Source organism: Candidatus Schekmanbacteria bacterium RIFCSPLOWO2_02_FULL_38_14 (assembly GCA_001790855.1).
Taxonomy (GTDB): domain Bacteria; phylum Schekmanbacteria; class GWA2-38-11; order GWA2-38-11; family GWA2-38-11; genus 2-02-FULL-38-14-A.
On sequence record MGDH01000018.1, the window covers coordinates 1 to 26,983 of the forward strand.

Genomic DNA, 26,983 nt, shown 5'->3' on the forward strand with positions numbered 1-26,983 from the left:
GCGGTTTTGTGTTCCTTTTCCTTTTCAGCAAACTTTTCATTGGTATTTTTAGTGACTCTGAAATACATCTTCCAAGTTCTTCAGACTGATTAAACCCTCTGCTCCTCTTTTTTATCCAGTGAAGAGGAACAGGTATTAATACATCAGCTTTTAAAAATTCTGGTTCCCCCTTTATTCTTTTTATCATAATCTCAGACAATATATCCTTAAGCTGTTCTTTTTTATTATATTTATAAATGTGTATTATTTCCTTTAAGGTTCCAGCATATTCTCCCAATCCCAAAATAGCGTCATATCTGATACGATTGCCTTTATTCTGACATTTACCGCATACAGGTTTCTCAATACCTTCTAAAGCATTTTTAGATACAAAGCCTCTCCCGCATTTTGCACAGAAAGGCGGATTAATCTCTTTTATCTGATCCAGACAGGATTCACATATATACTTACTTCCGTCTCCTGATGTATCCTCTTTGCATACAAGGCAGAAAGGGGGATAAAGGAAATCTGTAAAGGAAGACAATAAAGAGATTAAATATGAAAACATAAAACCTTGCTTCATTGAAAAAAACTATAAATTCAAATATCATATTTTCAAATAATAAAACAACGCCAAAATTACGTTTTGTTATTTGACATTAGATTTTCTAGTGTTTATATTTTGTAGCAAATAAAATGATTATCAGGTTAAAATAGGATAGGAGGAATAAAAAGAATGGTCCCATTTAATATAATGAAAAACCTTTCAACGCCAACTGATTCAAAAATACTGTTTATAGTCCTTGATGGATTAAGCGGGCTTCCTGATGAAAAGAGAGGGAAAACAGAGCTTGAACAAGCCAACATACCAAACCTTGACTCCCTTGCAGCAGATTCAGTTTGCGGAATGTCAGTTCCTGTTGCCCATGGAATTACTCCGGGAAGCGGTCCATCCCACCTCTCACTTTTTGGATATGACCCTCTAAAATACGAAGTCGGCAGAGGTATTCTTGAAGCGCTTGGAATAGACTTCCCCCTTGAGCCTTCTGATGTAGCCTTCAGAATAAATTTTGCAACAGTTGATGAAAACAATATTGTTACTGACAGAAGGGCTGGAAGGATAAGCTCAGAAAAATGTAAGGAAATCTGCGAAGAACTTGATAAAATAAAAATAGAAGGGGTTGAAATTTTTGTAAGGGCTGTAAAGGAACACAGGGCTGCGATGATTCTGAGAGGAAAAGGGCTTGCAGGAAACATTGCAGACACTGACCCTCAAAGGATAGGACTTAAAGTAAAAAAAGTTATTGCCATTGACAGTGAAAGCAAGAAAACAGCAGCTCTTGCAGATGAATTTGTAGAAAGGGCAAAAGAGGTTTTAAAAAAACATTATCCTGCAAATATGCTTATGTTAAGAGGTGCGTCAAAGCACGAGGAATTTCCATCAATGCAGGAAATCTACAAATTAAATCCTGCAGCCATTGCTACTTACCCTATGTACAAGGGAATTGTAAGGCTTATTGGGATGAATGTCCTTGACGCAGGAGAAACTTATGAAACTGAAATAGAAACTCTTAAAAGCAATTTTTCTAAATATGACTTTTTCTATTTCCATTACAAAAAAACCGACTCAACAGGCGAAGACGGAGACTTTGAAAGAAAAGTCAAAGCCCTTGAGGATTTTGACAAGAAACTTCCTGAGATTTTATCGCTGAACCCCGATGTGGTTGTCCTGACAGGAGACCACTCCACACCATCTGTGCTCAAAGCCCATAGCTGGCATTCTGTGCCTGTCCTGATTAACTCAAAATACTGCAGAAAAGATGAAGTGAAAGTTTTTAATGAAACAGAATGTACAAAAGGCGGTCTTGGCACAATTCAGGCAACTGATATAATGCCTCTTGCTATGGCAAATGCGCTGAAGCTGCTGAAGTTTGGAGCGTAGATTATAGGGTCAAGTAGTAAACGATTTCGGTCAAAAAATTCTACTTATCTCTTACGGTTTCAACTCCCTATAATACCCCTCAAACCACTTCCGTTTGAATAAATCATTGACCTTTGGGTCAGAGAGTTTCTTGTAGAGGTCTATCTTGGTATTAAAACTTTAAAGGGGACGGTTCTCTTTATTAAGAAAAGAGAACCGTCCCCTTTAACACGGGGCCGCGGGCGGGGTGGATGTTGATGTTGGATGTGGATCTCATGTCCCTTTTGCATCGATGGCAGCTTCAAGGGCTTTGACCTTCTTTTTGAGCCCGATTTTCGGGTTCAGCTCCATAGCTGCCAAATACTCTGCGAGTGCAGCCCTTACGTCGCCTCGTCTCTCCGCTATCTCGCCGAGGATACGGTGGGCGCTTGCCTTCGTGTTGGGGGACATCTTCTTTTCCAACGCCTTCCTGATCCACTCTTCAATCTCTGCGATCGCCTCAGCGCAGCAGTCGCCAGAAAGCTTGTTGTCAAGGCGAGATCGTGCCAGGTCGAAGAGCTGATATCCGTACTCGTCACTGAGTGCGCGCCGCATACTCGCGCGCCCCAGAGCTTCAGCATCGAGGAATTCACCGTCGTACGTGTAGCGGAAGATGTCCTCCGATTCACCATGCACAACGACGTGGCGCGATGCCTCATCGAACGTAATGCGTTTCGGCCAGACAACAGGGACGGATTGTTTCCACAGAATCACTGAGTCATGAAGATCCACAAGGAAAACGCTCTCGCCATCCTCTGGCCGCGGGGATTCGTGCGGAGCCGTTAGCGTGTGAAATGCGAGGTAGCGTCCATCTGCCGAGAGGGTTGGAAGTTCGACTGCAGCGCCAGCGCGATGCTGGAGGACGCACCTTTCTTCAGGGGTGAACACTCGCAGGCGACAACGCGGCCCAAGAAACTCGCTGGACGGCCCCCACTCATACACAGCGAAAACGCCTGCGTCGCAGATTGCCACGGTTTCCGGCCGAGAAAGCCCGTCCAACCGGCATACCTGCTTATCATGGTCGAATAAGAGCACCGCGTCGGTTGGATTGTTGCTGGACCAACTGCCGGCGTTGGAATCGTGAATCTGTCCGTGGGTGAGGAGCCACCGCTGATTCGGCGAGCAGATCCATCTGCCATGGAAGCCTATTGTGTCAATACTGAGCCACTCATCGTGCATTTCACCGATTTCGCTCACGGGTCCTCTCCTTTCGGAATATTAGTTGGTACAAACCCGTATTGTATCTCTCGCCACCGGAATCCCAAACTCCAAGGGCATCCAACATTTACTTTTAAACTTATTCTACAGCTAAAAACATTTTATATTGAAACAATTTAGTGTCAAGTTTTTCTCAGAGCACCACAAAAGGCAGAATTACATCACCATATTCATGCTGCTTGAAAGACCCTCTTAAAATATCATCAGCAACCTACCAAATGAAGTTTGCTTTGTCCTGGAAGTTGTTCATAATTGATATTGACTCCTAAAACTAATAAATCGTAGGTTCAGGGTGTAATGTATTATTGCGTTTATAACCGGGATAGCACATTATCAAGAAGTTTTTTAAACCTTTGCGTAAGATATGTCTTTCAGTTTTCCTTCTCTTATGTCTTTATGCGGTGTTGTTACCTGCCACCATGACTGTAATGCCATGCCCTTATTCCTCCATCTCGTCTAAGATTTTATGTATGATGGGTTTTATTTCTGGTAATCTTTCTTTAATGACTTTCCAGACAACTTCATAGTCTATACCAAAATAGAAATGAGTTATCTTATCTCTCATCTTTGCCATATCACTCCAGGGCACATCTTTGTATCTCTGCCTTATATGTTTTGGGATATTCTTTGTTGCCTCACCTATTATTTCAATTTTTCTAACTACTGCACTTGAAGTTTTATCATCCTGTACAAATTTATCGAAATCTATGCCTTTTATAAATTCATCGATTCTCGCAATACACTCCAGTATGTCCTTAATAAAAAGTTTATAGTCCCTTTTCATATATAAACAACCTCTTCTAAGATTATATCTTTCAATTCTGGTCTTATTCCCTCTTTCCTTACAAGATCCACTTTCTTCTTCAAAATCCTTGTGAGATATCTTTCAATTTCAATAAATTTGAGAAGGTCTGGAACTTCCTCAAACTCAACAAGAATATCTATATCGCTTCTCTTTCTCTGCTCACCTCTGATGAAGGAACCAAATATCCCTATCTCTTTTACCTTGTATTTTTTATACAGTTCTTCTTTATGTTTTCTCAGTACTTCATTAATTTCTTTGATTGATTGCATTTTTATCACTCCCTGCTGCCTGTCTGCCGTGCTGGCACAGGCAGGTTAGCATCTATATTCTACATCATAACCTTTACTTCCTCTCAAACAATTCTTCCTGTTTTTTGACTTCTGTTTTCTTTATTTCCTTCCCATAGCTTTCTTTCCCATATAGGAATCCCTGTATCATTTGCTTTTCCTTATCTCCATCTGGCAGAACTTCAGAAATTGCCTGTGCAACCTACCAGAATGAATTGTTGCTTAAATTTCCAGTTCTAGCAAGAACCTCTGTAATTGCTTTTCTGTTATTCTGCTCCCAATAGAGAAGATAGGCATGGAGAACATCAATCATTGAGAACGGTACCTCAGCATGCACTTTGTTACCCTAAGATTATGAAATTTGTCAACAGGAAAGAAACTGATATTAGCTAAAAGATTTGAAGAATAAACAATCAATTAAATGAACTACCCCGCAGCAGAGCTGCGAGGTATCAAAGTCTCCCCTCCCTTGATGGGAGGGGACTAAGGGGAGGGTGAAAGGCAAACCAATCACCCCCACCCTAACCCTCCCCCATCAAGGGGGAGGAAACTCTGGGAGACTCCGATGCAAAGCTTCGAGGAATTCTTTGGTTCAATCCTTCTGATAGGGCAATTTGTGTATAATACAGAATCCCCTGTAAATCTGCTCAAGAAGAAACAGCCTTACCATTTCGTGGTTTATTATCATTGCCGAAAGAGAAAGTTTTTTATCAACCCTTTTTAATACCAGCGGATTAAGCCCGTAAGTTCCGCCTACAACAAATTCAATCTCTCTACCTGTTTCAATCATCTGCTTTTTCAAAATAGCGCTGAAAGCCTTTGAATCCATCATCTCCCCTTCTGAATCAAGAACGATTTTAAAAGAAGAGTTTTTAAAAGATTTTATAATTTTAATGCTTTCCTCAAGCTTTGCCCTTTCAACATCAACATTCTTTGTATACTTTTGGCTTGCTATTTCAACAATCTCAAGCCTTGTGAATCTTTTTATCCTTTTGACAAAATCACTGATTCCCTCTCTAAGATAAGCCTGTTTGGTTTTGTCAACCCATATTATTCTTATTGCCATTAAATCCAACTCCTTTATAGACTGCTTAAAAAGGAGATAACGAGCGTCATTGCGAGGAGCGACAGCGACGTGGCAATCTCTAAACAATTGTTTTAGATAAAACTGAGATTGCTTCGTTTCACTCGCAATGACAGTAAAATGGGCTTATCAACAATTTGTTACAACCTATTCTTTTCATTTATTGCAATTCCGCGGTGTAACTGTATGGAACCCCGTATCTAAAATTTTTAGGTCCCTTGGACAGAACAGTAGTGACAAGATATACCTCAGTGTATGTTGTTCCGAATCCGCTTATCTGGACTGAACCCTGTTGGTTTGAATCAAGAATTATCTCTTCTACCTCAGGAGCCCCAAGAGAATCTATTTTCACAACAACAGCCCCCCATTTGACATTAACAAAATTATATCTCTTCTTCCCTGCAAAGCCTATATTCAAAGTCTCACCGCTTCCGCCTGAAAATTTTATGTAGTTTGCCCCAAGATAACTTGGAGGATTAGGAAAAAACGTTGATGATATCGGGTCAATTGATTCGCTGACAGAATAGGTTTCGTGCACCATCATATCACTTACAGGACCATAATGCTCACCCTCCTTGTAAGATTTGCTCATTGTCACATTCCTTGCAGAAAAATCCTTAAAAGCCTTGCTCAGGTTAGTGTCATTGTTTTTAAAAAATATTTTATTAGCATCAAGGGCTGAATATTTTTTACAAAGCTCCCAGATATCCTTGAATATTCCGCTTCCACCATAGTATTCAGATAAATATTTTACCCAGATTACATCCCCGTATTCACGCAACATGCCTTTTTTTGTAAGCGATTTTCCAGGAAATTCTCCCCAGCCATCTTCTGCAAGATACTGGTAATAGTCATTAACATAATCAAAAACCTCATCCTCCATCCACGTTGCCGTTGCTTCCTGCCACCATACAGCCGTAGCCATGTTATATGCATACTGAATAGTATGGTTGAACTCATGGGCAGCAGTCACCTTCATAGCCCCTATTTCATCTCCCTCAGAGTCATCATTTATAGTATTCGGCATAAGGTTATTCACAAGAATATAAGGCGTGTCGTCTGAATAGATAGTTGTATAAGCATAGTTCCCTTTCCCGAGGGAAAGCCTCTTGCTGTCAGAAGTATTTGCTATGTAAATATCTATTTTATACTGACCTGAGCTTTTTGGTTTTTTCAGTTCCATTTCGTTAACTTCCTTATTCCAAGATTCCTCAAGATATTCTCCCCATTTTTCAACAAGGTCAGGAATATCATCATTATCATCATCAGCAGGGTTAACACCCTTTCCTGTTGCTGAATTGTATGCCTCATCTCCCCATCTGATTACAAAATTACTTGTAGCATAATAATTGGGCGCTTCCTTAAAAGTATTGCTTCTGCTAATCTTATACGATTTTCTATAGCTTCTTTTCAAAGGTTCGGGCTGTTTCTCAAATAGGTATTCCATAATCATTTTTCTGTTTTCATCACTGAAAGAATTTATATTTTTCCTGATTTCGCTGATTACAGGAGTAGCACACCTCCGGACCCTTTTATCCTCTGTCATTCTGAAAGTAAAAACAGTGCTCTCAGGTTCAGCTCCCACTACTGAAAAAAATTCATTTAAGAGAAGAGTATTTCTTTCAATCAAGCCGCCTTTATAGACTGCGTGATTGTCAGCAAAAGAGGAGTTTTCAAGGAAAGCAATTACCAATAAAACCACAAAAAAATATTTTTTCATTTTATTTTCAATTTATAATTATTTATTATCATTTTTAATCCTTGTTATTTCTCTTCCTGAAACCTTTACCAGCGCTTCTCCACTTGTCTCCTTCCACTTTTTCACTTCATTGCTGAAACGCTCCAGAAAGCTTTTTAATAACTCATCCATCTGTGTCTGCATCTCCTCCATCTTTTCCCTCATCCGCATAATTATCTCAACTCCTGCCAGATTTACTCCCAAATCCTGAGTCAACCTCTGAATCATCTCTACCTTTCTTACATCATCATCTGAATAAAGCCTGGTGTTTCCGCCAGTTCTTTTTGGAGAAATCAAACCTTCTCTCTCATAAAGCCTTAAGGTCTGGGGATGGACATCAAGCATTTCAGACACTACCCCAATAGAGTAATATCCTTTTTTCTTTGCCATATTCCTTCTCCTCTCTGAACCCTTGCCTCAAAATGCTGGTTTTTTTGTTCCTCTGTTTTTTTTTCTGCTCTCTACCCTTAACCCTATCAAAGACTCATCTCCTTTGGCACAACAACTATACCCGTATCAGATACGAAAAATCTTTTTCTGTCCTCCTCAGGATTTAAACCAATAGTTGTCCCCTGAGGAATCTTAACTTCCTTGTCTATTATGGCTCTCTTTATTTTACAGTACCTTCCTATGTCAACTCCATCCAGTATTACTGATTCTTCAACCTCGCTCCCCCTGTGGATATAAACATTCGGTGAAAGAACTGACCTGTTTACTCTGGCGCCGCTGATTACTGACCCGCTTGAAATCAGCGAGTCCTGAGCCAGACCTGCTCTCATTTCCGAGCTTTCTCCTGAAACAACAAGCTTTGCAGGAGGATATTGCCCCTGATACGTCCTGATAGGCCATTCTTCATCATACAAACTGAACGCAGGCTTAACAGAGAGTAAATCCATATTTGCTTCCCAGTAGGCGTCAACAGTCCCGACATCTCTCCAGTACTTTACCTGTTTGTTATCCTCTTCCCTGAATATAAAACCAAAGACCCTGTAATTAGAAATCATCATTGGAATAACATCCCTGCCAAAATCGTGCTCTGTATCTTTCCATGCGTCATTGTGAAGCGCTTCATAAAGTATATTGGTTTTAAAAACATAAACACCCATTGATACCAGAGCAGAAGACTGGTCGGACAAAAAAGCCTTGGGATTTTTTGGCTTTTCCTCAAAACCTGTTATTCTGTAAGAATCATCAACCTCAACAACTCCAAACTGCGAAGCCTTTTTCCTCTCGAAAGGAATTGTTGCAACGGTTAAATCTGCGTTCTTTTCGATATGAGCCTTCAGCATTAAGTTGTAATTCATCTTGTACACGTGGTCTCCTGAAAGGACAAAGATATAGCTTTGTTTTTCTCTTTCAAGAAAATATATGTTCTGGTATATTGCATCAGCAGTTCCCCTGTACCACTGCTCCCCGATCCTTTGCTGAGGATGCAATGAAATAATATATTCTCCAAGGTCGGGATTGAACACATTCCACCCAAGCCTGATATGCCTGTCAAGAGAAAGCGATTTATACTGAGGAATAATACAAATCCTTCTTATATTGGAGTTAGCACAGTTGCTAAGAGTAAAATCTATGAGCCGATATATTCCTCCAAACGGCACAGCTGGCTTTGCCCTGTCTTTTGTAAGGGGATATAGCCTGCTGCCAACCCCGCCTGCTAAAATCAGCGCTAATGTTTTTTTTGTCTCCATAATTTATTTTTAAATCCCAAATTCCAAAATAAAATGTAGAAACGGGTCTTTAGACCCATTAATAACAGACCTAAAGGTCTGTTTCTACAAATACATATCATATACAATTTGACCTTGCTCATGGTTTCCCAACAGCCTATCAAACAAATCACAGAAACCCTGAACTCTCCATTTTCTTCCTGAGCCATTTTTCTGAACCCCTGCCAAGTGTATCTCTGAGCCAGAGCCCCCTGCAGTCGCTGCATACCTGGACAGAGTTGAATTTTCCCTCAAGATGGGCAACTCTGATTTCCTGAAGCTTTTCCCCTTTCCATATTTTATTAATGCTGCTTTTCCTGAGATTTCCGAGTATGCCGCGATGATAGAAATCAATACAGCATACTGAAACAGTTCCATCCCAGTTTATTGCAAGAGCAAGCCATAAAGAAATACAAGGGTACCTTTTATCGCTTGTGTATCCGGGCTTATTATTCTCTTTTCGTATAAAACCTGGCCAGGAAAATTCCCTGCTAATCACCACTTCATCAGCAAGTCTGTTCCATCTCTTCTTAAAAGCCTCGACCTCGCCAAGGTTTTCCTCTAAAGGAATAAGTTTTACTCTTATAAGAGGCTTAGCCAGATTAAGTTTTTTTTTAGTTTCTATAAAATTTTTAATATTCTCCTCAACCTTATCAAACCCCGGGACTCTTTTGATTTTCCTGTAAGTCTCCTCAGTTGCAGCATCTACGTTTATTATTATACTGTCAATTCCTGATTTCAAAATATCCTCCATCATTTTTCCTTCTAAAAGTATTGCATTTGTGCTGAGGTGAGTCTGATAAGCTGCCTTTTTGTTAACAGCATACTCAATCATCTCTGGCAATCTTGGATGCAGAAGCGGCTCTCCGTCTTTATGGAAAAAAATTGTTGTCCTCTTACCAAATTTCAGGCTTTCATCAATTATATTTTTATACAGCTCAAAATCCATGTATCCTTTTTCAACTGCAGGAGTTAAACCTATATCAGACTCATCAGGATGGGCGCGCACGGTGGCGGCCCCTACAGAATTAGAATTTTGTAGGGGCTGGCTCAGTCCATGCCCTCTTTCAAAACCTACTGATGACTGCGGACACATACTGCATTTAAGGTTACAGAGATTTGTTGGCTCGATAAAAAGTGAAGCAGGAAACTCCATTGAAATCTGGCGTTTCTCAATCACGTTCCTGATAAACTTGCTTTTGGTAGCAATGAGAGCAATTTTTTTTGCAGAATTTTCAAAAATATTATTGAGCATACTTTTAAAGGGCTATGCAGGTTAAAAACATCTGGTCTGGAGTTTTGACTTTTGCATCTTTACTTATTATTGAATCCTTCCATCATAGAACGATTGAGAAGTCTTTCCCATTCATAATCCACTCTTTTCTGAATATCCTTTATCTCTTCCTCTTTAAGGTGCCTGAATCTCATCTGGTGTTTGAAGTATTCTGAAACAGGTATCTTTTTTGGTTGTACATTTATTATATATTCTTCACCATTTATCACTTCATATAGCGGAAATACCTTTGTAAGGGTTGCAAGCCTCGCAATTTTTATGGTCTTCTCTGTAGATGACCTCCATCCCGGAGGACATGGGGCAAGTATATGAAGAAATCTTGTTCCTTTCATGTCCCTTGCTTTTTCAGCCTTTCTGGCCAAATCCTCAGGGTATGCGACTGATGCTGTTGCTGCATAGGGAATCTTGTGCCCTGCCAGTATTTCAATAATGTTCTTTTTTGGACTGTCCTTGAACTGTCTCTCAGGAGTCGTTGTTGTCCACGCACCGTAGGGAGTTGCAGAACTGCGCTGTATTCCAGTATTCATATAAGCCTCATTATCGTAGCAGCCATATATAATATTCTCATTCCTTTCAGCAGCTCCTGAAAGCGCCTGAAGCCCGATATCAAAAGTTGCTCCATCTCCTGCCCACGCAAGGACATGAACGTCCCCGTTTCCATTCATATCAAGCGCTGCCCTTATTCCTGAAGCTGTTGAAGCCGCAGTTTCAAATGCGCAGTGCACAACCGGAACCTTCATTGTTGAATACGGGAATGGAGACTGGATTACTGAAAAGCATCCGGCAGGAATTACAACTACTGTCCTTTTTCCAAGAGCCCTGATTACATACCTCATTGCAAGAGGTGCACCACATCCCTGGCATGCAAAATGCCCCGGATGCATATGTTCGATTTCTGTTTTTTTCAGATCTTTAATCCCGCCCAAATTCCACCCTCCTCTCCGCGCTCATGGTTCAGAGTATACTTTGTAATCTCCTCTATTGTATTGGGAGTTATGTCTCTTCCGCCAAGTCCTGCAATGAATTCAAAAACCACAGGCATATTGCTGTAGCCAGAAAGGGCTGCCCTTATCTCCTGGGCAAAAATGCCACCTACTCCAAACGACATGTTGCGGTCTATAACTGCTATCTTGTCATATCCTCTCACGGCGTCTCTGATTTCCTGGCTTGGAAACGGCCTGAACATTTTTATTCTAATCATTCCTATCTTGTTACCCCTTTTTCTTAAATTATCTATCACAATCCTCGTTGTGCTTGCTGCAGTTCCTGTAGTTATTAATAAAACCCTTGCATCCTCTGTTTTGTATTTTTCAATAATACCATACCCTCTTTTAAAAATATCCCTGAACTCATCATTAACTTTAACAGCTACATCCCTTACCCCATCCATTGCTTTTTTTATCAGATATCTCATCTCCATATAATGCTCAGGATATGCAATGCTTCCAAAGGCATTTGGATTATCAACATCAACTTTTATTTGCGGCTCATAACCGGGAAGAAAAGAATCTACCGTTTTCTGGTCCGGAATATCCACAGGCTCTAAAGTATGGGAAAGGTAAAATCCGTCATAAGCAAGCATCAACGGAAGCAAAGTCTTCTCAGCTATCTTGTAAGCCTGAAAAACAGTATCAAGGATTTCCTGATTGCTCTCACAATACATCTGTATCCATCCTGTATCCCTTTGTGCGAGAGAGTCAGTTTCCTCAGTCCAGATATTCCATGCAGGGCCAAGCGCCCTGTTGACATTTGCCATTACAATAGGAAGCCTTGCCCCTGCTGCCCAGTGCAAGAGCTCATGCATTAATAGCAGTCCCTGAGATGATGTTGCAGTAAAAGTCCTTGCACCTGCTGTTGATGCACCTATGCAGGAAGCCATTGCAGAGTGCTCTGATTCAACCTTTAAAAACCGTGTATTAATTTTCTTGTCAGCACACATCTCAGAAAGAAGCTCAACCACCTGAGTCTGCGGAGTTATTGGATATGCCGCAATAACATCAACCCTTGAAAGCATTACTCCAAAGGACACTGCATGGTTTCCCATAATCAGTTTTTTCACTATCTTTCCTCCTCTTCCATTGATATGACATATCTCGGGCATTCTTCAGCACATATTCCGCACCCCTTGCAGTGGTCATAATCGAAAATATATCCCTCTTCCCCTTCTTTTCTCAGAACTGAAATATCAGGGCAGAATATATAGCAATTATCACAGCAAGTACATGAACCGCAGCTAAAGCATCTCTCTGCATCCCGCAAGGCAATCTCCCGGGACAAACCGAGCTTTACTTCTTTGAATCCCTTCAGTCTGTTCTTGACAGAAACATATGGCATCCTGCCACGTTCAGATACTTCAAAATAATCAAGGTTTATGTTTTCAAAACCTACAATTGTCCTGTTCTTCTCATTGTCCCCGGCTCCGTCAGTATAACATCTCATTGAAACGCTTCCTTTGGAACCGAGCTCAATATCTTCCATAAAGGCAAGAGGGTTTTTCCCTTTTATAAAACAGTCAATTGCTATTGCCCCTCTCTTGCCAGAGCCTATGGCATGGACAACAGTGCGGGGCTGGTCTATAATATCACCGCCGGCAAAGACTCCGTTAATTGATGTAGCTCCGACCATATCAATCTCAACAGCCCCTTCATTTATCCTGATATCTTCCGGAAGGTATGAAAAATCGGTTTCCTCGCCTGTTGCTGTTATTATGTTATCAGCCTCGATGATGAAATTTGACTCCTTTACAGGCACAGGAGTTCTTCTTCCGCCTGAATCAACATTTCCAAGACGCATCCTCACACATTCCATTCCGATTATTCTTCCGTTCTCTTCAATTACCCTCACAGGAGCTGCCAGAAATTCAAGTATAGCGCCTTCCCTCTCTGCTTCTGATATCTCTTCCTCATTAGCAGGCATCTCATTCTTTGTTCTGCGGTAAAGAATCTTAACTTTCTTTTTTAAACGCAGAGCGCTTCTTGCCACATCAATTGCCGTGTTTCCACCGCCAATCACGGCAACAAACTCTCCAAGTTCAACTCTCTGTCCTGTGTTTACTCTTCTGAGAAAATCAAGCCCTGAGTAAACTCCCGGCAAATCATCTCCCGGAATTCCAAGTTTCCTGTTCTTATGAGCCCCTGTAGCAAGAAACACGCAATCATGTCCCCGCCTGATTTTTTCAAACTCAATATCTTTTCCGATTTTTAAATTGGTTTTGACTTCAACTCCAAGAGAAAGAATCTGGTTGATTTCCCATTTCAGGATATCCTTTGGAAGCCTGTAGTCTGGTATTCCAACAGCAAGAATCCCGCCTATTTCCGACAAAGCCTCATAAACAGTAACATTGTATCCAATTCTTGCAAGATGAAAGGCACAGGTAAGTCCTGCAGGACCTGAACCGACAATTGCAACCTTCCTTTTCATTTTATTCCTGACATTTGCCTGTCTTTCTTTTGCTAAAAAAGCCTCTCCCTTTTTAGTTGTTCTTGCAAAATCAGCTACAAGCCTTTCAAGGGAATTAATAGATACTTCCCTGTCAAAATTCCTCCTGTTGCAATTATCCTCACACGGATGGTAGCATACCCTTCCGCACACTGAAGGAAACGGATTCTCTTCCATTATCAGCATATATGCTTCAACATATCTTTCCTCTTTTATCAGCTCTATGTACTTCTCTATGTCTTCCCCTGCAGGACATCCCTCCCGGCAGGGTGCAAGCTTGTCCTGGTATCTGGGCTTGATATATCTCCATGTGCCGGTTTTGTTCCACGAAATAGAATTAAACGCTGCTGGCATCTCAGGCATATCAGAAACTTTTTTGTAGCTTACGGGTCTTGAATCAATCATATGAACCTTTCAAAATACCATTGTTCTTAATAGGCGGGACATTCCTGTCCCGCAAAGACGGGGTTAGAAAACCCCGTCTATCGAAACGAAACATAGAAGTTTTATTTTATTAAAACGGCTTTTTCTCTCTTCAAATTCTCTTTGAGCTCAAACCTGCACATCTTATATGCATCCCTTGCAGCCAGTATGTTTTTTTCAGTATTAACAAGAATCTCCTCTGCTATTGCTTTTTCCAGTGACTTAAAAGGAACAATCTCTGTAATCTTCAAAAAAGCCCCAAGTATTGCTGTGTTTACAATAGGGGATGAAGGATTCCCGAGGCCATGGGAATAGGCAATTGAAGAAGCATCAACTGTGGCAACACTAAAAGAGGAAAGCTGAGGATAATCATCAGGTTTTTTATGGGTATTAATAAGTATCATGCCGCCTTTTTCCAGTCCCTCTGTTACATCAACGCTTTCAATCAGAGTAGAATGAAGGACTACTACATAGTCCGGCTCATACACACATGTGCGCAGTCTGATTGGTTCATCATCAATTCTGATAAAGGCTGCGACAGGCGCGCCTCTTCGCTCTATCCCAAAAATGGGGAAGGACTGGACATGTCTTCCCTCATTGAACAAAGCCAATGAGAGGATTTTTGAAGCAACTACTGCTCCCTGTCCTCCCCTGCCATGAAATCTGATTTCAATCATCTTTTGTATCCAAATTTTGTTTTCAAAAATAATTATAAGTTCAAATGTCAAAATCCAAATTTCAAATGAAGTTCAAATTATTAAATGCCAAAATATTCAATTTAGGCTTTAAACTTCCCCATTCATTTGAGCTTTGAGCTTTGGCATTTGACATTAGCTCCTCTACTGACCGTTACTCCTTCGGTGTATACAGCACCACCACTGCCTTGGGCTTAATATTTCCAATGCCGTTGAAAGCGTGAGGAATCTTGGAATCGAAACAAAGGCTGTCTCCTTTTTTCAAAGTAATTATTTCATTTTCCAGTTTATATTCAAGCTCGCCTTCAAGAAGAAAAAGGAACTCCTCTCCTTCGTGGCTTACAGGAGCAACCTCCTCTTCTATATTAATATCAAATTCAACCAGAAAAGGCTGCATATGATTTTCTTTCCTGTGAGATGAAAGCATTTCATAGGAATAACTCAAAGGCATTGCCTTTCTCTGAGGCAGTTTCCGTTCAACCTTTTTTCTCTCATTAACCCTGACTATATCAAATTTCCTGTCAGACCTCTCTTCACTGAAAAAATATACTATTTCAACACCCAAAGCCCTGGAAATCTTTAAAAGAGCCGGAATCGGAGGAGCAACCGTATCATCTTCTATCTGCGACAGCACAGTCTCTGAAAAACCTGTTTTCTCAGACAGTCCCTTTAAAGAAACTTCCCTGCTTTTTCTTAGCCCTTTTATTTTTTCTCCAATCTTTAAACCCCTTACCTCCTCTTTAGTATTCTTATTATCTAAAGCCATTTAATGACTCCTTTAAGCTATAAGTTGGAGTGCAAAACAGAAAGTTAAAATTATTAGTTTTTTTAAAAAGCTTACAGCTAACAGAATTATTTTGATTTTGTCATTTGCCACTTTATTAAGATTACCTTAGTTTTTTTGTCTGTTCAAGGAGTTTTCTTCACTGTCAAAATTTAATATCAAAGCCTTTGTACTCCCCTCTGTAATCCTCCCATACAACTTCTACATCTGTTACTTTTGACAGCGAAGGGCCCTTTTTTAATCTAAGGATAAACTTTTCAATTTCTTTTTTCTCTCCCTCTGCAACAGTTTCCACATTGCCATCGTAAAGGTTTTTTACATGTCCGTTTAATCCAAGGTTTGCTGCCTCTCTTACAGTAAAATAGCGGTAACCTACGCCTTGAACAAACCCCTTTACTACTGCCTTTATCCTGACCTTATCATTCATAACCCAGAAAACCTTTTGACAAACCTATTGTGTTTAAGATAAAAAACAAAAACTTGATTAGATAAGAACTTTTTTGCTCTCTAAATTATCATATTTCGCTGTTATATGCAACTTAAAGAAAAATTTCGGAAAAGAAAAGCAAAATTAGGAGTAATCGGTCTTGGTTATGTCGGACTGCCTCTGTGCCTTGAAATGGCAAATGCAGGCTTTGATGTAACAGGAATTGATGTTGATAAAGAAAAGGTTAAGAAGATTAACAAAGGAATCTCATATATCTTAGATGCCAAAGTTCAAAGTCCAAATGCAAAATAAATTTCAAATGATTAAATGCTAAAATGAATTAAAAATTAAATTTTGGATTTTAGATTTCATTTGAACTTTGAGCTTTGACATTTGAATTTTTAATTATTTTTCTTTAGAAGGAACATCATGCAAAATTGTCTTATTGCCGGCGGAGCGGGTTTTATAGGTTCTAATCTCTGCAAAGAATTACTTGAGAGAGGACACTTTGTAAGGGTTCTTGATAATCTTTCAACAGGAAAGATTGAAAACATAAAGCCATTTATTAATAAGATCGAATTCATTCAGGGAGATTTAAGATCCGGAGATGATGTCAGAAAAGCCTGCTCGGAGGTTGATTACATATTCCACCAAGGAGCAATTCCTTCAGTCACAAGGTCTGTTCAGGACCCTATACCATCAAATGATTCCAATATTTCAGGCACATTAAATTTATTAATTGCTGCAAGGGAAGCAAAGGTAAAAAGATTTATTTTTGCAAGTTCCTCTTCTGTGTATGGTGATTCCCCTTCCCTTCCAAAGAAAGAGGATATGAAACCAAACCCCCTTTCCCCATACGCAATTACAAAACTCACAGGGGGATATTACTGCAAAGTATTTTTTTCCCTCTACGGGCTTGAAACAGTAGCTCTCAGGTACTTCAATGTCTTTGGTCCAAATCAGGAACCAACATCCCCGTATTCAGGAGTCATATCAATATTTATAAAAAAGCTTCTTGAGAAAAATTCTCCCCTTGTTTACGGAAATGGAGAACAGTCAAGAGACTTCACCTTCGTAAAAAATGTTGTCCAAGCAAATATTTTTGCAGCAACTTCTCCTGATGCAGCAGGAAAAATCATCAATATCTCCTGCGGAGACAGAATTGATCTCAATAAAATGTTAGGACAGCTTAATAGAATTTTAAACTTGGATATAAAACCAACCTACATCGACCCGAGGCCCGGTGACATAATGCACTCTCGGGCTGACATCTCTCTTGCCAGAGAAATTTTAGGTTATAAACCCCTGGTCTCATTTGAAGATAGGTTACTTGAAACAGTCAGGTGGTATCAAGAAGATAGAAAAGAAATAGACAATTGAAATTCTGGCAGAACAGGCGCCTGCCTGCCGGCAGGCAGGTCTCGCCTGTCTGATAGGCAGGGTTTTCTAACCCTGCCAAACTAATTTTCAGAAAAAAGGCAAAAGAATGAATCCACAGATATTCAGGGAATATGACATAAGAGGGTTAGTTGATGTTGACTTGACTGAGGATATTGTTACAAAAATAGGAGTTGGATTTGGTACATACATGGCAGTATCAGGTAAAAGAAAATTATCTGTTGGCTATGATATCAGGCTGAGTTCAGAGCGTTTTAAGGATGCCCTCATCAAAGGGCTCACATCTGCTGGCTGCGATTGCATTAATATCGGAATGGTGCCAAGCCCTGTTCTTTATTTTTCCCTGTTTCATCTTGATGTTGACGGAGGTGTGATGATAACAGGCAGCCATAACCCTCCTGAGTTTAATGGACTGAAGCTATGCGATAACAAAACATCTCTTTATGGTGAAGAGATTCAGAGAGTCAGAAAAATCATCGAAGAAGGGAAATTCAGCAAAGGAAATGGAAATATCACTTCAAGAAATATAACTGAAGACTACATAGAGCTTATAAAAAATAAAATAAAGCTAAGAAGAAAGCTCAGGGTAGTTTTGGATGCAGGAAACGGAACAGCATCTTTAATAGCTCCAAAACTGATAAAAGGAATAGGCTGTGATGTAACAGAGCTTTTCTGTGAACCTGATGGAAGATTCCCGAATCACCATCCTGACCCTACAGTTCCAAAATACCTGGAATCGCTCATTGCAACAGTAAAAAAAGAAAAAGCAGATGTTGGTATTGGGTATGACGGTGACGCTGATAGAATCGGTGTGATTGACGACAGGGGAGAAATAATATGGGGCGACCAGCTTCTTGTCATATTTTCAAGGGAAGTCCTGAAAAAAGGAAAAGCCCCTATTATCTTTGAAGTAAAATGCTCACAGGTGCTCAATGATGACATATTAAAACACGGAGGAATACCAATAATGTGGAAGGCAGGGCATTCTCTTTTAAAGAGCAAGATGAAGGAAGAAAAATCTCCTCTTGGAGGTGAGATGAGCGGACATATGTTCTTTGCAGATGGCTACTTTGGGTATGATGATGCAATCTATGCCTCATGCAGGCTTCTTGAAATCCTCTCAAATACAGATTTAAGGCTTTCTGAAATACTTAAAGACCTTCCAAAGATGTATAATACCCCTGAAATCCGTGTTAACTGCCCTGATGAAACAAAGTTCAGTGTTGTTGAAGATGTAAAAAAATATTTCAAGGAAAAATATAAGACCATTGACATTGATGGTGTAAGAATAACCTTTGAAAACGGCTGGGGCCTTGTAAGGGCTTCAAACACACAGCCTGTTCTTGTCCTGAGGTTTGAAGCTGATTCCCAGAAGGCACTGGAAGAAATAAAAAAAATTGTCTTTGACAAACTGGCTCAGTATCCCGGAGTTTCAATCCCTGAATAAATCTGATTTCTCTTATAATTTTTTTCAAATTCCCCCCTTACCCCCCTTTTCCCTGCCTGCCGGTAGGCAAGTAAAAAAAAGGGGGATGGGGGGATTAATTCCAATATTCCTTTGTATGGCCCTAAAACTTATGAAACTTACAATAATCCTAATCTCTGTAATCATATTAAACATACACAACAACTATCTGGATTTAGAAAAAAAGGATTTCAACAGCTCTGATGCCAAATCTCTGTATATGCTGAATTCAAGCAATTCTGCCACTATTTCCTTATAGGATTTCTCTCCTGAAACAAAGTCATATATCAGCTTATACAGCTTTTCGTTTCTCTGGGATATGTGGATAATTCCATCAATTATATGGTAATTTGTTGATATATTGCAGAGCCTTCTCATTAAAATTCCGTGATAATAATCTTCAGTCAAATCCATGCACTTATAGGCATATTCTGAAAAAGCCTTTCTTGAGAATCCGTATCTGTGCATTACCAGGGCAGCCCTTATTCCTGTAATCATTGCAACATTAATTCCCTGGCTCTTAAACGGCTTCATCCATCCTGTTGCATCCCCAACAATAACATAGCGGTGGCCATATGTGTTTTTTGCGGCAGAAGTCGGGAATCTTCCCGCATAGTAATTTAACTGGCTCTTGTCATATTCCGGAAGCAGCGATTTTACCTGCGGCTGGTTTAAAAAAAAGTCCATGTCAAGGGATGTCACATTCTTTCCTGCTATGTTAATTATTATGTGGTCACCCTTTGGACCAATAGCACCAAATTCCACTGTTGGAAGAGATGAAAGAAGAAAGGCAAAGATTGAGTCATTAAATTTTTTATTGATAAATTCCGGGTCTGTATGAATTTTCGTGATAAAAGTCTTAAGATAACCTTTAGGCCTTTTGTATGGATAAAAGTTAGCAGTTGCATGTTCAAACTGATTCAGCATTGCCTCATCAAGCCCAAACGCACCAACCACAGCATCTGCCCTGAAATACTGGCTCTCGCAGTAAATCCTCACTTCATCATTGTTTGCAGTCCTTACAAATTCAACTCCGCTTACCCTGCTGTTAACAACCTCTACGCCAGTCTCCCTTGCCTTATCAAGAAGAAACCGGTCAAACTCAACCCTGCGGACAGTGTAATACCTCTTATCCCTGTTTTTCTGGTCAAGAAAAATTTCTTTTCTGCCGGAGCGAAGGACATATCCCTTTATAGTCCGTTTTATAAGCTCTTCAGGAAGGCTTATGCCTAACTCTTTTACGAGACACTCTTCAACCTTAGGAGAAAGAATCCCCATGCACTGATTATAATGAAAATTGAAATCCTTTCCTTCAAATATAACAACCCTTATATTCTTGTTCTCTTTCTGTGCTTCAAGAAGCAGTTTTATTGCACAGCTTGCGCCGCTTGGTCCTCCGCCGATTATTGCAATTGTTGTTCCGTTTTCAATAAATGGAGGTTTCTCTCTTCCTGTTTTTACTGACTTGGGCTGAGTTGCAAAACCCCTTCCGTCAAAATCATATTCAGAAGCTTTGTCAAAGTCGATTTCCTTAGGTTTTTCTCCGGAAAGTTTCCTTGAAATTTCACTGATTTTTTTTAAAAGCGTCTTTAAAAGCTGCCAGACAAGTGTAAGCTGAAGCCTCGGGTCTAACCCCTTCCAGAAGATTTTCTTGTAAGGCATTTCTCCTGTAAAGAGATACCACAGGGTTTTGCTGAAAAACCTGACCTTTGGGGCAAGCTTTTCCTGCTCAAAATTTGCTATTGAGAACTGAAGCTCAGAGAAAAATGGGTGTGATGCTGCAAACTCATTTACTTTAAAGAGAAATTTCCCAAACCGGTTATCAAAAGAAAACATTTTTCTGCATCTTGGATAATAATATTTCTTAAATGCTTCTTTTGAAACACCATGCCTGATTGCACTTTCAGCAGCAAAAAGAGAAGTATAAATCGCAGACTCAATTCCATTCTTTAAATACCTGCTGTCACAGGCATCACCAACCATTACAAGCCGTTTATAAAAAGGAACCTTTGCAGCAGTAACAGGAATCTTTGGATGGCAGTGGCAACTTATTCTCCAGCCCTCTGGCAGATAGGCGCGAACCTCCTTGTAATCCAAGACCTCTTCAAGGGCTTTTATCTTCACATGCTCGCCAATAGCGCTTATTGTAACAAACCTTCCTTTAGGCGTGAAGGCTACAAACTTAACATTCTTCTCGCCAAGGGTAAATATGTGTATCATATCCCTGTGCCTGTCTTTTATAAATCCGGGCTCCACTTCTATCTCTGCCTGACATGCATGCCATGTTTCAGGAGGGAAATATCCGAAATCCCATTTCTTTGAAAGCCTGCTGTTCACACCAAAAGCCCCGACAACAAGGTCAACCTCTTCTGTCTTTGTCCCTTCTCTTAATTTAATTAATGGCTTTTCACTATCTCTATCAGAAAGAATAATATTTTCTACAAGCTCAGGAACATGGTTGGCTCCTGATTTTATTGCGTTATCAAGCAGATATTTATCAAAGCTTACATACTCATCAACACAGGGTTTTGGAGTGATTCCCCTGAAAACAGTATAGATTGGAGAAAAAGGGTCCTGAGGTATTGCAACAACCCTTTTGTTAGAGTGGAATGCATAACCTTTTACCTCGTGCCTTATGACTTTTGTCCCAAGAGGCATCCCTTCATTTTCAAGCCTTCTGTAAAGGTTGCTTCCAATGACTCCGGCACACATATTGCAGTCCTTTGGAAGGTGGGTTGCAAAAGTCTTGCGGTCATAGATGTCAACCTTCAAGGCAATTCCGGTTTCTCTTGCAAATTTTAAAATGAAATGAGCAAAAAAGCTTCCTGCGGGTCCCCCTCCGATTACTGCAATCTTAGAGCCGTTTTGAAGTTTTGTGTAAGGTTCCATAAAAATGGGTCTTTTATTCTTAATATCTTTGCAAGAAACAGCTCTGTCAAGGGATTTCTATGAGGCTTCTGAAAAACCCGCCTCATGGTCATTGCGAGAAGCGTTAACGACGTGGCAATCTCAAAAATGTCATTGTTATTAAAGAAATTGCCACCTGCCTGCGGTAGGCAGGCAATGACAAAAAAGGAATTCTCGGACAGCCTGCTCTGCTGCGAGTTAGTTCATTTATATAACCATTTATTAGTTCTCTATTCTGAATAACTCTTCTTTTAAGAATAACGAGAGCACTGCTGCCATTAGTGCGCACAGGGAGAAGAAGATAAAGGCATTGCCATAAAAAATATTACCATTAGTTTTTGTTATTAGAAAGCCTGCAATTACCGGTGAAAGAAACGCGCCGCACTGGCCTATGAAATTACTGATTCCTGCAGCAGTTCCTACTATTTCTCTCGGATATCTTAACTGAATGAATGCAATAAAGGGGCCCCAGTTAAGATTTGCGAAGAAGCCAAGAAGGACAAAGAGTAAAATCAGCATTGATATATTTCCTGTCTGAATTTTTCCTATGGCATAAAGGCACGGTATGCAGCCTAAAAATGAGATAAGGAGAATCGGCTTTATTTTTCCATGAAAAACCTTGTCCATAAGATAGCCGCCAAGAATCTGTGAGGCTCCTCCTACTATAAAAGGTATGGCAGCTATTACTCCCATCTCCGCGATTTTAATTTTGTGCTGTTCATAGAGAAAAGATGAAATCCAAGTAGTGTTTCCCCAGAAAACCGCAAGGTTAAAAAAAAAGGCAATAGAGTAAAGCCAGAAAACAGAATCCTTCAGAATTGCCCCATAAACATTTTTTTTCTCTCCTGCAAGCGCCGGAAGAAGTCCTGAGCTGATATAGTCAAATTCATTTTTTTCCAGTCTGCCAAGTTCATATGCCTGTTTTGGAGTGTTTATAATAAAATAATAGAGAAATATTATTCCGATTAGTCCGGGAATTGCCAGAAAGAAAAAAACATTTCTCCATCCAAATGATGCTGCAATCAGAGTGGCGACAATTGGAGCAACAGCAGGGCCCATGGTGAATGAAGTGCTGTATATCCCTGTAGCCCGTCCTTTTTCTTTTGTAGGAAACCAATCAGCGCATATTTTTAAGCTTGGAGTCCAGTGCTGACCTTCTCCCAGCCCAAGGGCAACTCTGATAAGAAGGAATTGTTTAAGGTTCTGAATAAGCCCTGTAACAAAGGTTACAACCGTAAAAGCAGATATGGCAATTGTCATCATTATTTTTGCGCCAAAACGGTCAGCCATGTGACCTGCAAAGACCTGAGCAATAGCATAGGCAAGAAAGAAAATTGATGCAGCAAAACCGATTTCTGCATGGGTGAGGTGCAAGTCCTCTCTTATCAGAGGGAGAAGGGTTAAAACACTTATCCTGTCCCAGTAGTTTATGAAATAAAGAAGCCAGAGGGTAAAAAGTATCTTGTAACGAAATCTGCCGGTTTTCATTTCTTTATTTCCTTGTGATGAGGAATCTTTGACCAGTTTGAAAGTATATATATTATAACAAGAATATCACCTGCCCCTTTAAGCAGAAATGGCGTTGTAAATCCTATATTGTCAAATAAGTAGCCTCCTATGAGGGCAAAAAACATTATCCCTATTGCTCCTGTTGTGTTGAATCCCCCAAGAACAGAACCTACAATTTCCTTTGGTGCCAGGTCTGCTGTCAGGGTTTGTGCGGCAATGGTCATTCCAGAAATTCCGAATCCAAGAAAAGTCATAAAAAGATAAATAAACGGCGAGAAAGGGGAAGAGAGAAACCCGAGTCCCAAATATGCTATGCCGCTTAGACCAAGGCACAGACAGAGAACGCTTTTCCTGCTCCATCTGTCAGTAAGATAACCAAAAAGCGGTGATGAGAGCGCTGCAAGAATCACATTGAAACCCATAACAGCAGAAGCAAGCGCTGTTGCAAATGCAGAGGTTTTGCCAAAATTCTGCGCTACCTTAACAGCCCATGTAATAAGAAAGAGCCCGAGAATTGACTGGTCAGCCCTTGCAGAAAAGGCGGAAACAAAGCATACCCGCAAACCAACGCTTTCCTTTGCGGCAGTAAGAACTCTTTTCCACTCCTTTTTTTCAAGCGAGTGATGAGGAGCCTTGCTTTTTGAAGTTCTATCTACTATGCCTGCAGCAACAACAGTGAATCCAAGAACTCCGAGAATCGGTCCAAGATAGAAAAATTCCATAATTCCAACAAGCTGAGGAAGCCTTGAGAGGAAAATAAGGGAGATTACAGCTCCTAATATTCCAATAAGGTTTACTGCCCCCATCCCTTTCCCCCTGCTTTCAACAGAGGTATAGTCAGCAATCAGGGTTATGAGCTGAGGCCAGAGAAAAAGAAAAGCCAATGCATTTACCCCGCGCAGAATATATACAATTATTACAGGGTCAATTCCAAGTGATGCTGCTATTGAATTCGAGTATCCATAGACGAAGAACACGCTTCCAAAAAGGATATATCCTGTTGCCATCAGAATTTTTCTTCCAAACCTGTCTGAAAGGATTCCTATGTAGCCGACAAATGCAATGTTAACTATCTCCATAATAATCTGGAGGTTGGCATTTATCTTTCCGTATGATGAAGGGTCAATTTTAATAACCTTCTCAAGCCAGATTGGCTGGATAATATGGAAAAGAGGGAGGATTATATTGATAAGAAATGCTGCACAGATAAGGGACCAGAAGTTAACTGGCTTAAGACCTTCAGCAATTCTGACCCAGAGGGTTTTGTAACCAGATTTTGTCATTTTTAATCCTTATATATATTTAACAAAAAAATCTTTTAGCCCTTTCAGCTCTTCATATTTCTCAAGATTCTCCTTCACATATCTCAGTGTATCCGGGATATACTGCAAATAGAAATCATTTCCTTTTCCCATTTTTTGAAAAGCAAATGTTCCTATGGCTTTAATGTTTCTCTGGACAGACATAAAATCAAATAATTTTCTAAACTCTTTTCTGTCTGTGTTGGTGCTGTAATGCTCATCAATCCTGAGAATATAATATTCTATAAGTCCATCCCTTAAAGAATCATCAAGAACCACATAAGAGTCCCTCAGCAGTGACGCAAGGTCATACTGGCAGAGTCCCATCCTTGCATCCTGAAAATCTACCATTGCAAGCTCATTGCCAACAACCATCAGGTTTCTTGAATGGTAATCCCTATGGGCAAAAACTCGTGGCTCTTGCGCAAGTTTCTGTGAAAGTTTTAAAAATTCATTATTTAAATTTATTAAATCATCATTGCTGATTTCTGCCATAAGGAGACCTTCAAGGTAATGCTCTCTGAAAAAATTCAATTCAAACATAAATTTTTCAACATCGAATGACAGGGTAAAGGCTATGCTTTTTGGCTTTTTTGGGATGGATGCTTTTACCTGCAAATGAACAAGAAGAGCAACTGCTTTTTCATAGAGGTTTTTTTTTCTTTTACCATCAAGAAAAGATAACCTCCTTTCCATAGTTTCATCACCCAGGTCCTCAAGCAAGAGGAATTTTTCATCTCCGTCAAAACCATATATCTCAGGAACCCTCAACCCTGATTTTTTCAGATGTTCCTGCACATCAATAAAGGAAAGATTTTTGCCTGAAAACCCTTCCTGCAGTTCCATTACAATTAATGACTTCTTTGCGCCTCCAGTTTTGTAGCTGTACCTGTAAAAAGAGCGGTCTGAAGCATCTCCTGGAAGTTTTTCAGTTTTCAGAGTCTCAATTTTCCCCTTATGGAGATTTTCAATAGCAAGCTTGATTTTCAAACTCATGGAAGGATTTATTTGTCCACAGACTTTTGTATTAATATAATCTTGAAGTTTATCTCTTTCCAATTGTAATTCAACTTGTTTTGAATTTATAAAAATATTTTTTTTATTATCCATAACTACACCTAACGACAGACATTACTCGCGAGTGTCCGAAGGGCGCAAGTTAGGTGCATGCCTTTATTAGATTTGCTTTTACATACTAAATGATGTTGTCACTCTTTTTTCGATTACACTTCTCACACAGAAGTTCTATGTTTCTTGCAGTGTTACTTCCACCTTTTGAAACAGGTACCATATGGTCAAATTCTAACCTCTCTCGGCTTCCACATTTTACGCATGATCCATCATCACGTTTCCAGACGAATCTCTTTACTTCATCAGGAATTCTTTGTCTATCAGGCTTTATACATTTCTCCTGAATAGGAATAGTATCATAGACCCTATCAATTAATTGTTCAGGTCTCCTCTTTATTAATTGTTCAAGTCTTCTCTTTCCATCTTTTTTTATAGAGAGTCCATGACTTGGCAGGATTGTATCAAAACTATAGTTCAACAACTTTGGTAGATTATCCCATGCCTTTTTGTAGGAAAAGCAAGACCATTCTGCTGAAAGGTTTAATTCCTCAGGTGCCATTTTAGGATTTAAAAGATTCTTCCCTAAAACTGTATCACCTGTAATAAGTACCTTGTTTCGATAGAGCAAGCATATATTTCCTTTTGTATGCCCTTCAATGTGAATTATTCTTAAATCTTCATTAAAGAATTCATCATCTTTTAAACTGATATCCACTTTACAGGGCGCAACATCAAAATGTTTTTGAAGCTCTTCAGGAACAAATTGAGGATTTGAAACCTTTTCTCTGCCTTCAATGAATGGTATGTCAGCGCTGTGTGCAGCAACAGGAACATTTAATTCTTCTTTAAGTTGGGCAAGGTTTCCTGTGTGGTCCCCATGGCAGTGAGTGCATATGATGACATCAACTTTGAACTTGTTTTTTTTCAAAAAGTTAAGGATTGTATGGTGAGAGCCCTTTTTAAAAAATTCAAATCCTCCTTCGCCAAAATTATATCCGTTTTTTGAAAGAAAATTCAAGACATCATTGTGCAATGGCTTTAGCCCGGTATCTACCAGTATCTTTTCAGACCCGTCTATATAAAATGCTTTTGTATTTGCCAGCTCAATTTCATGGACACCATGAAAACTGTTCATTGCTCTCCCTCTTAAAAAATATCCCGTCCTGCAAAAAAATCAGGACGGGATTATGTTTATATTCTTACTCTTAAATAATTGTTTTTCAACAATCACTATTTTTTAATAAGAGGCTCAATTGATTTCATTGCCATAGCAAGAAAGGGCTTTGGTGTGATTTCCTTTACAACTTCAACAAGAATTTCAGGTGTTACTTTCCCGCCATCCCCGACTTTAGCAACAAGGGTTTCATTCGCTTTTTTTCTGGTCATTTCCTGAAAAGGTTTTGGTGAGCCGGAAATGAGTTTATCATAGATTTCTTTTGAGTTTCCTTCCCATGCGAATTCAGCCATTTTTTTCCTCCTGTGTAA

Annotated in this window: 25 protein-coding genes; 4 read left to right on the top strand and 21 right to left on the bottom strand. The window is 39.8% G+C overall.

The annotated features are described in order from the left end of the window. Positions 1–547: hypothetical protein (locus tag A3H37_00390; protein OGL50203.1), on the bottom strand; the 547-nt coding region annotated here is incomplete at its 3' end. A gap of 168 nt (positions 548–715) precedes the next feature. Between A3H37_00390 and A3H37_00395 the strand changes: the two genes are divergently transcribed. Continuing rightward, on the top strand, positions 716–1,921 hold the full coding sequence (locus A3H37_00395) for a phosphoglycerate mutase (GenBank protein OGL50204.1): 1,206 nt from the start codon (positions 716–718) through the stop codon (positions 1,919–1,921). 252 nt (positions 1,922–2,173) lie between these two features. Here the strand turns inward: A3H37_00395 and A3H37_00400 are convergent, their stop codons facing one another. The 14 genes from A3H37_00400 to A3H37_00465 all read right to left on the bottom strand — a co-directional run bounded on the left by A3H37_00400 (position 2,174) and on the right by A3H37_00465 (position 15,847). Continuing rightward, entirely contained in the window at positions 2,174–3,136 is a 963-nt protein-coding gene (locus tag A3H37_00400) for a hypothetical protein (GenBank protein OGL50205.1), read from the bottom strand. Positions 3,137–3,596: 460 nt separating this feature from the next. Next, a complete protein-coding gene (locus A3H37_00405) occupies positions 3,597–3,941 on the bottom strand; it encodes a hypothetical protein (protein OGL50206.1) in 345 nt (114 codons plus the stop codon). Further along, on the bottom strand, positions 3,938–4,231 hold the full coding sequence (locus tag A3H37_00410; GenBank protein ID OGL50207.1) for a nucleotidyltransferase: 294 nt from the start codon (positions 4,229–4,231) through the stop codon (positions 3,938–3,940). The genes A3H37_00405 and A3H37_00410 overlap by 4 nt, the downstream gene beginning before the upstream one ends. Before the next feature lie 610 nt (positions 4,232–4,841). Then, the gene (locus A3H37_00415; protein ID OGL50208.1) at positions 4,842–5,315 is read right to left on the bottom strand and encodes a hypothetical protein; all 474 of its coding nucleotides are present in this window, start codon (positions 5,313–5,315) and stop codon (positions 4,842–4,844) included. A gap of 178 nt (positions 5,316–5,493) precedes the next feature. Then, positions 5,494–7,053 (bottom strand): hypothetical protein, encoded by a 1,560-nt coding sequence (locus tag A3H37_00420; protein ID OGL50209.1) that lies wholly within the window; start codon positions 7,051–7,053, stop codon positions 5,494–5,496. Between the two features lie 18 nt (positions 7,054–7,071). Beyond that, the gene (locus A3H37_00425) at positions 7,072–7,461 is read right to left on the bottom strand and encodes a MerR family transcriptional regulator (protein OGL50210.1); all 390 of its coding nucleotides are present in this window, start codon (positions 7,459–7,461) and stop codon (positions 7,072–7,074) included. An 86-nt stretch (positions 7,462–7,547) separates the two neighbouring features. Beyond that, complete coding sequence (locus A3H37_00430; protein ID OGL50211.1) at positions 7,548–8,768, bottom strand: glucose-1-phosphate adenylyltransferase; 1,221 nt, start codon at positions 8,766–8,768, stop codon at positions 7,548–7,550. 148 nt (positions 8,769–8,916) lie between these two features. Continuing rightward, positions 8,917–10,041 carry a hypothetical protein gene (locus tag A3H37_00435; GenBank protein OGL50212.1) on the bottom strand — a complete coding sequence of 375 codons (1,125 nt, stop codon included), beginning with the start codon at positions 10,039–10,041 and terminating at the stop codon, positions 8,917–8,919. A 59-nt stretch (positions 10,042–10,100) separates the two neighbouring features. Beyond that, on the bottom strand, positions 10,101–10,964 hold the full coding sequence (locus tag A3H37_00440; protein OGL50303.1) for a 2-ketoisovalerate ferredoxin oxidoreductase: 864 nt from the start codon (positions 10,962–10,964) through the stop codon (positions 10,101–10,103). Between the two features lie 20 nt (positions 10,965–10,984). After that, positions 10,985–12,142, bottom strand: a complete 1,158-nt coding sequence (gene porA / locus A3H37_00445) for a pyruvate ferredoxin oxidoreductase (GenBank protein ID OGL50304.1) — start codon at positions 12,140–12,142, stop codon at positions 10,985–10,987. Then, positions 12,139–13,881: a hypothetical protein gene (locus tag A3H37_00450; GenBank protein ID OGL50305.1), complete on the bottom strand. Its 1,743-nt coding sequence runs from the start codon at positions 13,879–13,881 to the stop codon at positions 12,139–12,141. Before A3H37_00450 ends, porA begins: the two co-directional genes overlap by 4 nt. Positions 13,882–14,024: 143 nt before the next feature. Beyond that, positions 14,025–14,618, bottom strand: a complete 594-nt coding sequence (locus A3H37_00455) for a pyruvate ferredoxin oxidoreductase (protein OGL50306.1) — start codon at positions 14,616–14,618, stop codon at positions 14,025–14,027. Between the two features lie 172 nt (positions 14,619–14,790). Continuing rightward, positions 14,791–15,402 carry a hypothetical protein gene (locus A3H37_00460; GenBank protein OGL50213.1) on the bottom strand — a complete coding sequence of 204 codons (612 nt, stop codon included), beginning with the start codon at positions 15,400–15,402 and terminating at the stop codon, positions 14,791–14,793. A gap of 163 nt (positions 15,403–15,565) precedes the next feature. Continuing rightward, positions 15,566–15,847 carry an acylphosphatase gene (locus A3H37_00465; protein ID OGL50214.1) on the bottom strand — a complete coding sequence of 94 codons (282 nt, stop codon included), beginning with the start codon at positions 15,845–15,847 and terminating at the stop codon, positions 15,566–15,568. A gap of 105 nt (positions 15,848–15,952) precedes the next feature. Between A3H37_00465 and A3H37_00470 the strand changes: the two genes are divergently transcribed. From A3H37_00470 to A3H37_00480, 3 genes are all read left to right on the top strand, one after another. Continuing rightward, positions 15,953–16,159, top strand: a complete 207-nt coding sequence (locus A3H37_00470; protein OGL50215.1) for a hypothetical protein — start codon at positions 15,953–15,955, stop codon at positions 16,157–16,159. A gap of 117 nt (positions 16,160–16,276) precedes the next feature. Further along, positions 16,277–17,227, top strand: a complete 951-nt coding sequence (locus A3H37_00475; GenBank protein OGL50216.1) for a Vi polysaccharide biosynthesis protein VipB/TviC — start codon at positions 16,277–16,279, stop codon at positions 17,225–17,227. 106 nt (positions 17,228–17,333) lie between these two features. Next, complete coding sequence (locus A3H37_00480) at positions 17,334–18,692, top strand: phosphomannomutase (protein ID OGL50217.1); 1,359 nt, start codon at positions 17,334–17,336, stop codon at positions 18,690–18,692. A 183-nt stretch (positions 18,693–18,875) separates the two neighbouring features. On the opposite strand, the gene A3H37_00485 is transcribed toward A3H37_00480, so the two are convergent. The 6 genes from A3H37_00485 to A3H37_00510 all read right to left on the bottom strand — a co-directional run bounded on the left by A3H37_00485 (position 18,876) and on the right by A3H37_00510 (position 26,965). Next, positions 18,876–21,599 carry a hypothetical protein gene (locus A3H37_00485; protein ID OGL50218.1) on the bottom strand — a complete coding sequence of 908 codons (2,724 nt, stop codon included), beginning with the start codon at positions 21,597–21,599 and terminating at the stop codon, positions 18,876–18,878. A 240-nt stretch (positions 21,600–21,839) separates the two neighbouring features. Then, entirely contained in the window at positions 21,840–23,105 is a 1,266-nt protein-coding gene (locus A3H37_00490) for an MFS transporter (protein ID OGL50219.1), read from the bottom strand. Further along, positions 23,102–24,409 carry a hypothetical protein gene (locus tag A3H37_00495; protein ID OGL50220.1) on the bottom strand — a complete coding sequence of 436 codons (1,308 nt, stop codon included), beginning with the start codon at positions 24,407–24,409 and terminating at the stop codon, positions 23,102–23,104. The genes A3H37_00490 and A3H37_00495 overlap by 4 nt, the downstream gene beginning before the upstream one ends. Positions 24,410–24,418: 9 nt before the next feature. Then, complete coding sequence (locus tag A3H37_00500) at positions 24,419–25,537, bottom strand: hypothetical protein (protein ID OGL50221.1); 1,119 nt, start codon at positions 25,535–25,537, stop codon at positions 24,419–24,421. Positions 25,538–25,622: 85 nt separating this feature from the next. Beyond that, the gene (locus A3H37_00505; protein ID OGL50222.1) at positions 25,623–26,633 is read right to left on the bottom strand and encodes a hypothetical protein; all 1,011 of its coding nucleotides are present in this window, start codon (positions 26,631–26,633) and stop codon (positions 25,623–25,625) included. A gap of 95 nt (positions 26,634–26,728) precedes the next feature. Continuing rightward, positions 26,729–26,965, bottom strand: a complete 237-nt coding sequence (locus A3H37_00510; GenBank protein OGL50223.1) for a hypothetical protein — start codon at positions 26,963–26,965, stop codon at positions 26,729–26,731. Positions 26,966–26,983 lie beyond the last annotated feature (18 nt).